Source organism: Engelhardtia mirabilis (genome assembly GCF_007748095.1).
In the GTDB taxonomy this organism is placed as follows: Bacteria; Planctomycetota; UBA1135; order UBA1135.
Genome location: NZ_CP036287.1, coordinates 6,869,966 through 6,881,297 on the forward strand (window position 1 = coordinate 6,869,966; position 11,332 = coordinate 6,881,297).

The following is an 11,332-nucleotide window of genomic DNA, read 5'->3' on the forward strand; positions in this document are numbered from 1 at the left end:
GGTCAGCGCTCGTTCACGGCCACGTCGTCGCCGCGGCCGCCCTCGTCGACGCCGTTGGCGCCGAAGGACCACAGGGTGTAGCCCGACCCTCCCTCGGCCGCCGCGTAGGCGAATTCACGTCCCCAACCGTCGGTCGGGACCGGATTGCCGTCGAGGGCTCCACGCGGAAAGTTGTCGGAGGGGACGAGCAGGTCGGCCAGGGAGGCGGGGTAGGTGCCGCCGTGCTCGAGTCGGTAGATCTCGAGTCCGGTGCGGAGCTCGACCACGGCCAAGTCGGTGTTCCCGGACTCGAGTGCAACAGCCTCGACTTCCCAGGAAGACTCCCAGGCTTGCTCCTCGTAGTCGGAGGGCATCGGAACCGGAACGGCCTGTTGCGCCAGGAGGCCGGCCGCGGCCGCGCCACCTTCGAGGAGCAGCCAAAACTCCGGGCCCACGGCCTTGTGGGTCGTGGTCAGTTCGCCGTCCTCCGTGGGCACCACCGTGCGGACCATCGGCGGCAGGTAGGTGGTGAAGATGCTGCCCGGCGGCAGGGTCTCGGGGTCGAAGGGCAGCTGGTCGACGAAGCCCCCGGCGAGGGAGGCCAGGGCGCGTCCGGCGTCGTAGGCGGCGCCGACGATCCCAGCCCAGTCGACGTAGGTGAATGAAGTCGTACCCGCGGGCAGGGGCACTCGGGTGAGGTCACCGACTTCATTGTCTTCGAGCTCGCCGTCGGCCAAGCGGCGCAGCTCCTTCTTCACGTGTACGCCGCTGAGCCCCAGCACCAGTCGGTTGCCGACGATGCCCGCCGAGGGCTCGACAAAACTGAACTCGCGGATGTCCATGCGCGCGAGGGGCATCTTGCGATAGGGCTTGAGGGTCGCGCCGAGTTCGCCGCCGCTGACCTGGGCCATGCCGCTGAAGAGGCGGTCGATCCCCGCCGCTGCCCGATCGGCGTCGTGCAGGTCCAGGTAGCCCATCAGCTTGGGCGCGCCGATGCCGCGGACCGGATCCATCGCCACCGTCAGGTGAGTGCCCAGGTGAGGGAGCAGGTCCGCGCGCGGGTCGGTGCCGAGGGCTGCGACGAGCTCGCTCTCGAGTTCTGGGCGAGCCGTCCCACTCGCGGCGGCAGCCATCTCCAACAGCCCGTCGTAGGCGGCAGAGAGGTTGATGTCGGCGGCCCACACCATGGCGGCGTCGGCGCCCACCTCGGCGAACCGCGAGCGCTCGATCGTGCCGCCGGGCATGATCGCGCAGGGCGCGCCTTCGCCGTGGTGATAGGTCTGGGTGACGAAACCGTCGGCAGCCAGGGTGGTCCGAGAGATCGAAGGCCGGTCGTCAAACTCGAAACCCCGCAGAATGCCCGCGAGCGGCGCGAATTGTGCGAGCTCGGGGTTCTCGCGCGCGAACACCTCGAGTGCGCCCGAATCGAGGATCTGCTTGGCCGCGTCCATGGCCAGGGTCCACTGGGATACCCGCGTGAAGGTGCTCGAGATGGGAGTCCCACTCGCGGCCGGGAGCCCTTCCATGGTCCGGCGATAGTCCGGGTCGGAGGCCAGGGAAGGTTGGGAGAGGCTCGCGGCGAAGTGCTCCAGACCATTCTGGAAGCCACCGAGAACGATGGTCGTGCCGTTCTGGACCAGGAACAGATTCAGCTTGACGCCATCTTCGACCATCGAGACGGCCAGGGCTTTCGCGTCGACACCACCCAGGGTCACGTCCCGCACGAAGAAACCCTGGGCCTCGCCTGCAGCGCCGCCGGCTTCCGAGATGACCATGTCCATGATCTGGCGCGGGGTGACTTCCGAGTCGAACTCGATGACGACCTGCAGGCCGATCTCGGCCAGGTAGCCGTCCATCAGGCCCTCGGACATCACCACGTCGGCACCGTGGCCCGCCAAGGGCCGCTCGATGTCAGCCGCCGTTCCCGCCCCGCCGCGCGCGCCATCGGAACCCAGCGAGCAGAGCACCGGCCCGATGTCCTCGATCAGCTCGAGGGCATAGGCCCGGCCCCACGGGTCCACGGCGAGGCCGGGATCATCGACGGTCGCGCGGGCGATGTCCGGCTGGGCGCCAGTCGCCGCGAATGCCAGGTCGCGTTCGACGGAACTCGCGAGCTGTTCTAGTTCGAGGCTCGCGAGCATGTGACGCATGCCGTCGACCAAGGCCTCGACGGCGCCGTCCCCTACGGTGGCAGAGATCGAAGCGGATCGAGCGTCGGCGAGCATCTCGTCGACCCCCATGGCGATCGCTGCGGGGGGAAGCTGCGCGAGCAGCATCTGGAACCCGACGGCGGGGTCGACCTGGCTCGGGTCGATCTCGATCCCGATGGCCTGCTCCACGAATTCGAGCAGTGACTCGTCGCGCAGCATGCGAGTCATCGGGGCATCGCCGTAAGCCTGACCGACCGCGGCGAAGTCGAGGATCTGCCCGAAGTACGTCGCGTCAGCCGGGTGAAGGGTCGCGTGGTCGCGGGGCGGTTCGGTCGCCTGGCTGGAAGCGATCAGGGCGAGGCAGAGGAGCGTCGGGGTCATCGGATCTGACGGAAAGCGGTTGTCGTCGTCGCGTTGGCCGGGGCGACCGGCCATAGGGACTACGGCTGGACGTGGCCGCCGTTTCCGATGGCCGGGGTCGGACGCCGATGGATCGACGGTTGTGGGGGCGCCGCTTCGACGAAGTTTTGGGAGTCGAGGCTCAGCCGCCGAGCTTCTGGGCGAAGTTGCGGAAGGCCGCGTCCTCGGAGACCAGGGCCTTGAACAGGTCCGTGGTGCTGGAGTCGAGGTCCTCTCCGGCTGCTAGAGCGGCGCGCCAGGCCTTGTGGGCCTCGGAGACCGCGGGGCTCTCGCCGCTCATGATGAAGGAGACCAGCAGACCGGCTTCGTTGATCAGCTTGCCGCCACCGGAGGGGTCGTCGGCGCGGATGTTGAAGTCGAGGATGCGCTCGAGTGGATCCAATCCGCCCTTCCGCATGATGTTCTGCACGGACCACTTGGAGGCCCAGTGGGGGTCGCCGCCGACAGCGACGGCGGTGTCGACGAAATAGCGCTCGACCCAGGCGGCCGCGCCGTAGCGCAGGACCATGGGAACGCTCTTTTCGTCGTAGAAGGAGTCGAGGTCTCGTTCGAGGGTGCGGGGGTTCTTCAGAACGCGCGCGACGAAGTCAGGGCTCGGATCGATGCCCTCGGCGAATGCGAGTCCTGCGGCGTGGCGGACGTAGTGGCGCCCGAACGCGGCAGTGGCGTCCGTCGCCGGGTCCCAGTAGCCGACTCCTGCGCCGACGAAGCCGACGTCCTCCAGGTAGAGGGCATCGGCGAAGTAAGCCCCGTGGATCGACGACCAGCCGAGCAGTTCGGTGGCCGGCCGCACGTTTTCGACGCCGGCTGCGAACTCGTTGTATTGGTCCGTGGAGCGCAGTACGACGACGCGCGGCGGCGCGGCGGGTTGGGTGCCGTAGAAGCGCTTAAGGTCGGAGAAGGTGCGGTCAACCTCCCGCTGGACCTTTTCGGCGACCTCGCGGTCACAGGTGGTCCAGAGCTCGAAGTTGTCGCCGGGAATGCGCCACCAGCTGAGCAGCTCCGCGTGGCGCTTGTTGGCTTCCTCGGTCGTCAACCACTCGTCGCCGACCTTCCACAGGCCGGCGCGCATCTTGTCCATCTCGTCGGGCGCGACCCAGGTGTAGTCCTGCTGGACCCACCCCTCCTCTGCTCGCTTGAGGTCTTCGGGGGAGACCCATTTGCCCCGACCATCCTGCACCAGACCGCGCTCGAGGAAGGGCACGTGGGCCGGGTCGACCCATTGGTCCTTGAACTTGACCCAGCCCTTGGCCTTGGCTTCCTTGGCTTCGGCCTTCTCGCGGGCGGAGTCCGCCTTCGCTTGGCTGTCGTACCACTTGCCGTCGTACTTGACGTGACCGAGCAAGCCGCGGGCGCGGGCGTTGTCCTCGTCGAGTTTGATCAGTGCGCGCAGGACCTTGCGTCCCTCACGTTCGAGCCCGAAGGTCCCGGTCCACTCGTAGAGGCTCCAGAGGGCGTCCTCGTCACCCAATGCGGCTTCGTAGCGACGCTCGAAGACCTCGACGGGGTCATCGTCCTGCGCGCTGAATGCCGCAGGCGAGTGGATCGAGACGCCGGGCGCCTCCAGGACGTTGGGGAGCAGCGCGCTCAGGAGGAGATCGAGCATCGTGTTCTTGCTGGAGGGGGAGCTCGGCGGGAGAAGGCGAGGCAGCGAGCCCAGCATGATACCGAGGCCCATTCGGGTGGTCTTGTGGCCCTTGACTGGGTGCCGTTAGACTCCCCCGCCCCTATCTGTCGGGCCGAGCGTCATCTCGGGCCAGATGGGCGGGATTCGCTCTTCTGTAGGGCGAAGACCCAAGCACAGCAGCACCGCGGCCACCGGGCTTACACGCCCCTTACACAGAAGACCCCGATGGCGAACCCGCCTCAGAAACGCGCCCACAAGGCCGCGACCGACGTCACGGTCGCACCGCTCGAGGAGCGCAGCGGCATCGAGGAACTGGCTATCCGCTATTGGAAGCCGGCGATCGGCGTCTTTGCGGTCATTGCTGTGTTGCTGATGTACCGGAGCTACGAACAGAAGCAGGCCGCCGCCACCAACGATCACAGTTGGCAAGAACTCTCGAGGTACCTGGGCTTCATCGAGCAGCCTGGCACTGCGCCGGATGTCGCGGGTCTCGAGAAGGCGGCAATCGACCTCGAGGGCACCTTAGCCGGCCCCTGGGCGGCCGCCCTGCTCGCGCCGGCCTATGTGGAGATCGGGGATTACGGCAAGGCCGACCAGGCCCTCCAGAGCTTCAGGACCAAGTACCCCCACCATCCGCTGGTCGATCCGGCCCTCGGCGGCGACGAGAGTGGAGCGTCGGGCTTGGCCGACAGGCTGAAGGCGTTGGAAGACCTCAAGAGCTCCCGACCGGAGCTCTTCGACAACCCGCCGCCGCCGTCCGATGCCCCGCGCGTCCGGCTGAACACTTCCGCGGGTCCGATCACGGTCGCCCTTTACCCGGAGCGTGCACCAGGGCACGTGGAAAATTTCTTGGACAAAGTTGCCGCCGGCAACTACTCCGGAACCAAGTTCCACCGCGTGATGGACGGCTTCATGATCCAAGGTGGAGATCCCAACTCCATCGACGGGGATCCGAGCACATGGGGTCAAGGTGGCGGTGAAGTGACGCAACCCCAGGAGTTTAGCGACCTTGGGCACTTCCCCGGATACCTGTCGATGGCCAAGCGGCCCGATCAGGTGGACAGCTCCACCTACCAGTTCTTCCTCACCCTCGGCTCACCCCATCACCTCGACGGTGTTCATACCGTCTTTGGCAAGGTCGTCGAGGGAATGGAGACTGTCGAGGCAATCGGCAAGGGTGAGATCGTCGAAGGCACCGATCGCCCGGTCGCGCCGGTGACCATCGAGTCGGCAGAGATCATCGGCTAGGCCCATCCCGCGCGGCCCGGTTCCAGGCAAGGCCTTCCCATCTGGGAGGGCCTTGTTCGTTTCAAGCAGACCCCGCCGAGTTGAGAGCCTTGACGTTCTGGCCCAGCCAGCCCCGGGCACCAGGAAAGCTCCTGGCCCAATCGATGGGGCCCCGATCCCGTTGGAGGGTCAACAGCCTCACTCGTATCCATCGCCAAGGTGCTCAGCCCTGTTCGGTCACCAGGATCCGCGCCCAGCACGCCCAAACGGCGGCCTCTCGCCCGCTGGCGGCACCTTGCGGACCGAGCCCCCGCAGGCGGGGCTTCACGCCCCGCCCGCGACGGGTCGGTTCGCAAGGTGCCGTCAGCGGGCGAGAGGCCGCCGTTTGGGCGTGCTGGGCGCGGATCCTGGTGACCGACCCGGGTTAGCCGCACTCGACGAATTGGACCGCCCTCAGATGGTGTCTGGCGGGGCCAACTGATCAACGAGGACCTCGAGCCCGTCCTTGTCGAAGTACTCGATCAGGATCTGTCCTCTGTACCCCGGGCGGTTGCGAATCTCGACCTTGGTGCCCAGGGCTCGCTGAAGGCGCTCCGTAAGCGCCCTTGCCCAGGGCTCCTGCGACTTGGGAGCTTCTCCATCCGGGGCCTGGCTCGACGGCTTGGCCTCGCCCGCCGACTCCTGAGGAGCCTTCGGGGCCCTCCCCGTGAGCTCGCGGACAGCCTCCCGAACAGCCTCCTCGGCAGTCCGGACCGACATGCCGTCGTGAACGATCTTGTCCGCCAGGGCAAGCTGCACCTCCTCTGCCGGAATCCCCAGCAGCGCGCGGGCGTGCCCCATCGACAGGGCGGACTCTGCAACGAGCTTCTGGATCGCGTCCGGCAACTCGAGGAGCCGAAGGTGATTCGTGACCGTCGACCGCTTCAGCCCCACCCGTTCGGCAACTCCGGCTTGTGTAAGCCCCAGATCGCTCACCATCCGTTGATAGCCGTGGGCTCGCTCAATCGGGTCGAGGTCCTCCCTCTGGAGGTTCTCGACCAGAGCGAGCTCGATCATCTCCGCGTCGGTGACCCCCTCTCGGATGACCGCCGGAACCGAAACCAGCCCGGCATCCCTGGAGGCCCTCCACCGACGCTCGCCAGCGATCAGCTGCAGTCCGGTCCCTGTTCGCCTCAACACCACCGGTTGGAGCACCCCGTGGGTCCGTATGCTCTCCCGGAGCTCCGCCAGAGCCGTCTCGTCGAAATGCTCCCTCGGTTGGTACGGGTTGGGCTGAATCTGGTCGACGGCTACTTGAGTCGTCGAGTCCGACGCCGGCTTTGACCCGAGCAACGAGCCAAGCCCTCTTCCCAGTCGTTTCTCCATCGAGTGTTCTCCGTCGGGTGGATGTTCCACGTGGAACCATGCGGACGATAGGGATGGGACTCACGCCAAGCGAGATGGTCACACCGAATCCAAGAATCGTCGTGCTGTTTGCCACCCTCAGGGCAACGGCTGCGCTCTGGCGTCGAACGCCCGGTGCCGGGCTCGCACTCGTCGCGCCCAGCCTCATCTGGCCGGCGCTGGACCGTGCCCACGAGCTTGGAGGTCTGGCATTGCGAGACGCCAGCAGCGCAGCCTGGCAGCCCGACGGGCTCTGGAGCTGCGCCTTGGTTGGTGCGCTTCTCTCAAGCTGGACCGTCGATCGACTGTCCCCGCTGCTGGGAGAAGGAGGTCGCGATGCTCGAGCCCTCGCCATCTGGTCGATCTGCGCGATCGGGCCTTGCGCCTCGGTCGGCCTCGGACTGGCTTCGATGGCTCTTGCCGGCTCACCGCTGGGGATGAGCGCGGTCGCTTTCGGGATCACCTCGGTGATTCAGATCGGGGCCCTGGCTGGCCTCGGTGCGCAGCTGGGCCTCCGGACCCCGGCCTGCATCGCGATCATCGGTTGCCTAGGCTGGCTGGCGCCGATGGTACTCACGCTCACCCGCGCGCCCGCGTCGGTCGTCGGCTGGTTCGACGCGCGAGCCCTCGGAGATCTCAACTCGCAAACCGCCCTTGCCGCGGCGATGGTGGGTGGGTCCGTGGCAGTGCTCGTCACCGAGGCCCGGAGGTCGCGCACGTGAAGTACGGCGTGCTTGGCGACGTCCACTCGAATCTTTCTGCCCTCGAGGAAGCACTGGCAGAGATGGATCGGCGCGGTGTGGACGTGGTCGTCTCGGTGGGCGACGTCGTTGGCTACGGAGCTGCACCGTCCGAGACGATCCAACTCCTCCGAGATCGAAACGTCTGGGTGGTGAAGGGCAACCACGACGCCGCCTGTGTCGGTGACGAGGACGACCGCTACTTCAATCGGTATGCGCGCGAAGCCGTGCGTTGGACGCGGTCGACGTTGGGTGGGGACGAACTCGATTGGCTGCGTGCCCTGCCCATGACTCTCGAACTCGAGCACTGCCATGTGGCCCACGGGACACTCGATTCACCCGAGGCCTACGAGTACACGCTCGGAGTGCAGAATGCTCGTCCATCGATCGATCACATGTCGAAGCAGGTCTGCTTCGTGGGTCACAGCCACATTCCGGTCACGATCCTCCTGCCCAGCGAGAGTCCGACACGGGTTGCCCTGGCGCCCGACCCGTTCCTCGACCTCACCGAGGCACACCGCGCGATTGTCAATGTCGGCAGCGTGGGGCAACCGCGCGACGAAGACCCGAGGCTTGCTATGGGCATCTACGATGTCGACGCAGCGACCATCGAGATCGTCCGTCGCGAGTACGACATTGAACGGGAAGCTGCCCGGATCCGGGCCGCGGGTCTACCCAACGTCCTCGCTGATCGCCTTTGGCTAGGCCTCTGAGTTCAGCGATGCGCGCCTTGAATCGAATGGTCGAGGATGACCGTCGCGCCCAGGCCATGACGAGGGCCCAAGAGCAGCGAAGCGGCCCGATTGGCGCGCGAGTCGCGGTGGCGCGTCCGGACTAGGCCGGCGATCGAAGGTACGCGAGGCCCTCCGGCAACTCGCGCGCGCCTTCGCCCAAGCCAGCGCCGAACAGCAGGGCGATGTCTCGGAGGGGGCGCTCGTCACCACGGAAGATGAAGACGCCGACGTCGGGCGCGCTTCCAACCGCCATGAGCACCTCGAGAATCGACGACGCATTGCAGCGCCGCGGCCCGACCTCCAGCTCCACCGGTGTTCCGTGGTGGTTGACGACGCTGACGATCAACGCAACGGGCCGCGCGTGCAGCTGCACGCCATCTGGCAGCTCCACTTCCAGTTCGCGGATGCGGGTGTAGTCAGAGAGCACGGCGATCGCGATGGGTCGACCGGCTTCGAGCACGTCCGCGGCCCCGACGAGCAGGTCGTTGAGGATCGTCGCCTGAACCTGAACAGGGTCGACAACTTGCGCGAGGAGCCGCCGGGTCGACTCACACCGCAAGTCGTTCTCATGGCGCTCGTGGAAGTGCGTCAGGTGAGTCACAGCCTCGAGCAGGTGGAGCGAGATCGAGGTGTAGCCGCGCAAGGCCACCAACCGACGATCGTTGGCCTCGAGGACGGTGTTCTTGACGTAGGTATCGTAAGTCGACTGTAAATTATGGACAGTCGCCTCATAGACCCGAGCCTGCGCCTCGGTGCAGTGGCGCGCTAGGAACTCCTGGCGTACTCGAGGCTCTGAGATCGGCTGGATCCCCAACTCACCGAGCATTTGCGCCGCCTGACCGAACTTCGAAGCGACCTCAGCGATGCGCTGCTCCTCATCGCTGAGTTCGTCCTGCCCGACGTTGTGCGGCAGCCGAACTCGGGAGGTCGGATGACCAACGAAGTCTGCCGCAAGCGAACCCGTGCTCGGCTCAATCCCGGCCGTATGCCCCTCTGACCTCACTGCTTCCACCAGCATCGCCAGCGCCTCACCGACGAACGTCGTCGCCCGACTCAGTCGACCAGCCAGGCGCTCATGCGTCGATTCCTCGATCCAGTCGCGAATTCCGTAGGAATCCAGGCGGCCCTGCAAATGCAACAACGAATGGCCGGTGAGCGAGAACCCACGTATGGCCGCCACCAACTCGGTCAGATCGGCGAAGCGTCGATTGGTTCGGGCGCCGTGATCGTCGAGAAAAGACTCGAGCACCTGCGCTTCGTGTAGCAGCTGGAAGGCCCGGGCCTTCGTCCAACCGCTCGCACCTGCGCCTTCGACGGTGTTCAGAAGCCTGAAGAACGGCTCCGACTGCACCTGAAGCAGCTCGGCGAATCGAGCCTCCTCGATGACCTGCTCGATCGGGGCTTCCGGGGCGGGGCTATTCACTCCGTCAACCCTACCAGACCCCCGATCGACAGGTCGGCCGACCGTCGCGCCCGAAACCCCCAGGCGACCTCAAGAGGGCAGCCCCACCCCGTCGATCGATCGGGCCTGGGGCATCCCGCAGGCAGCCGCCGCTGCCAACCCCAGGATCCGAGATCCTCTCTCCCCGGCCCAGGGCCAGGAGGCCGCCATTTCCGCCGAGCGCTGTCTGGAGACCTACCTCCAGGAGATCAACGAGGTGCCCCTTCTCACCGCAGAAGAGGAGCGCGAGCTCGGGACCCGGATCCAATCCGGCGACCTCGAGGCGCGCGAGCACATGATTCGGGCGAACCTCCGCCTGGTCGTGTCCATCGCCAAGATGTACTCCGACCGCGGCCTTTCCCTGCAGGACCTCATCGCCGAGGGCAACATCGGCCTGATGAAGGCCGCGGAGAAGTTCGACCCCAAGGCCGGCTGCCGCTTCTCCACCTACGGCTCCTGGTGGATCAAGCAGTCGATCCGCCGCGCCCTCTCGAGCACGGTCCAATCCGTCCGAGTGCCGGGCTACATGAACGAGATGATCTCCAAGTGGCGCAACGTCAGCGCGGAGCTCTCCTACCGTCTCGGCCGCACCCCGAACATCTCCGAGGTCGCCAACGAACTCGGCATCCCCGAGGAGAGTTGGGGCGTCCTCCGCAACACCATCCACACCTCGGCCCTAGGACCCCAGGTCTCCCTCGACGCCCTCAGCATCCACCAAGAGGTGGTCGAGGATGAGAAGACCGCGGCCCCCGAGGACCTGATCGCCCACGCCGACCTGCTCGGCCGCCTGGCCGACCTGCTCGAGTTCCTCGACGAACGCGAATCGACCATCCTGCGCCTGCGCTACGGCCTTCAAGACGGCGCCGAGCCGATGACCCTGAAGGAGATCGGCAAGGTCGTCGGCCTCACCCGCGAGCGCGTCCGCCAGATCGAGCGCGATGTGCTCGGCCGCCTGCAGCGGGTGATCGAGGGAGACTGAGCCGACCCGAGACGTCGTCACCATCCGGGGGCGCCTGGCGACAGCAGCCGGGTGCCCCCGCTTCCGTTCGGCCCAAGCCACAGACCCTCCTGGAAGTCCCACCGGCACCGGTCTACGAGGTCACCGCAACGGGCCCAAGGACGCAGAGTCTTCGCCGCTAGACGAGCAGCTAGGCTGCCGCCCGCCCATCGATCCCCTGACCCCGCCACCACGGCCAGAGACCCACCATGAACATCCGCATCGAGTACTGCGTCCGCTGAAACTACCTCCCCCAGGCGACCGGTCTGGTCGCCGAACTCCAAGCAGCATTCGGAGCTGCCGAGATCGACGCTGAACTCGTGAAGGGTGACCGCGGAGCTTTTGAAGTCAGCGTCGGTGATCGCTTGATCTTCTCGAAGCTTCGCGAGGGGCGGTTTCCAACCTATCAGGAGATCCCCAACCTCTTGGCGGGATAGGGTCCTCGTTGCCCGCGGGGGCAACCCGCTCCCGCGGAAGCGACAGCCGGCATCAGACACCAGACCACTTGCGGTACGCGAGTCGCTCCGCAAGTTGGATCGAGCACACCGCGATTGGCCGCGGACCACTCGCTCGATCTGCAGCTGAGGGCCCCGCCGTCCACCCTAGAACGCGGACGGCTCGAGGGTCAGGGCCG

8 protein-coding genes and 1 pseudogene are annotated in these 11,332 nt (G+C 66.6%); 5 read left to right on the forward strand and 4 right to left on the reverse strand.

Translation table 11 applies throughout. From position 1 onward, the window contains the following. Positions 1 to 2: 2 nt before the first annotated feature. Positions 3 to 2,510, reverse strand: coding sequence for a type II secretion system protein GspG (locus tag Pla133_RS25385; protein WP_145070641.1), 2,508 nt, complete (start codon positions 2,508 to 2,510; stop codon positions 3 to 5). A gap of 160 nt (positions 2,511 to 2,670) precedes the next feature. Then, positions 2,671 to 4,155: a hypothetical protein gene (locus Pla133_RS25390; protein WP_145070643.1), complete on the reverse strand. Its 1,485-nt coding sequence runs from the start codon at positions 4,153 to 4,155 to the stop codon at positions 2,671 to 2,673. A 246-nt stretch (positions 4,156 to 4,401) separates the two neighbouring features. On the opposite strand from Pla133_RS25390, the gene Pla133_RS25395 reads away from it, so the two are divergent. Beyond that, positions 4,402 to 5,424 (forward strand): peptidylprolyl isomerase, encoded by a 1,023-nt coding sequence (locus tag Pla133_RS25395; protein WP_145070645.1) that lies wholly within the window; start codon positions 4,402 to 4,404, stop codon positions 5,422 to 5,424. 432 nt (positions 5,425 to 5,856) lie between these two features. On the opposite strand, the gene Pla133_RS25400 is transcribed toward Pla133_RS25395, so the two are convergent. After that, the gene (locus tag Pla133_RS25400) at positions 5,857 to 6,768 is read right to left on the reverse strand and encodes a ParB/RepB/Spo0J family partition protein (protein WP_145070647.1); all 912 of its coding nucleotides are present in this window, start codon (positions 6,766 to 6,768) and stop codon (positions 5,857 to 5,859) included. 53 nt (positions 6,769 to 6,821) lie between these two features. Between Pla133_RS25400 and Pla133_RS26810 the strand changes: the two genes are divergently transcribed. Both Pla133_RS26810 and Pla133_RS26815 read left to right on the forward strand, forming a co-directional pair. Then, entirely contained in the window at positions 6,822 to 7,508 is a 687-nt protein-coding gene (locus Pla133_RS26810) for a hypothetical protein (RefSeq protein ID WP_419191960.1), read from the forward strand. Continuing rightward, positions 7,505 to 8,239, forward strand: a complete 735-nt coding sequence (locus Pla133_RS26815) for a metallophosphoesterase family protein (protein ID WP_419191961.1) — start codon at positions 7,505 to 7,507, stop codon at positions 8,237 to 8,239. Before Pla133_RS26810 ends, Pla133_RS26815 begins: the two co-directional genes overlap by 4 nt. A gap of 121 nt (positions 8,240 to 8,360) precedes the next feature. Here the strand turns inward: Pla133_RS26815 and Pla133_RS25410 are convergent, their stop codons facing one another. Beyond that, complete coding sequence (locus Pla133_RS25410) at positions 8,361 to 9,683, reverse strand: HPr family phosphocarrier protein (protein ID WP_145070651.1); 1,323 nt, start codon at positions 9,681 to 9,683, stop codon at positions 8,361 to 8,363. A 205-nt stretch (positions 9,684 to 9,888) separates the two neighbouring features. Here Pla133_RS25410 and Pla133_RS25415 point away from each other — a divergent pair, with 205 nt between their 5' ends. Beyond that, positions 9,889 to 10,680 carry a sigma-70 family RNA polymerase sigma factor gene (locus Pla133_RS25415; protein ID WP_419192463.1) on the forward strand — a complete coding sequence of 264 codons (792 nt, stop codon included), beginning with the start codon at positions 9,889 to 9,891 and terminating at the stop codon, positions 10,678 to 10,680. A 272-nt stretch (positions 10,681 to 10,952) separates the two neighbouring features. Then, positions 10,953 to 11,135, forward strand: a pseudogene (locus tag Pla133_RS25420) (SelT/SelW/SelH family protein); the annotation flags it as partial. Positions 11,136 to 11,332 lie beyond the last annotated feature (197 nt).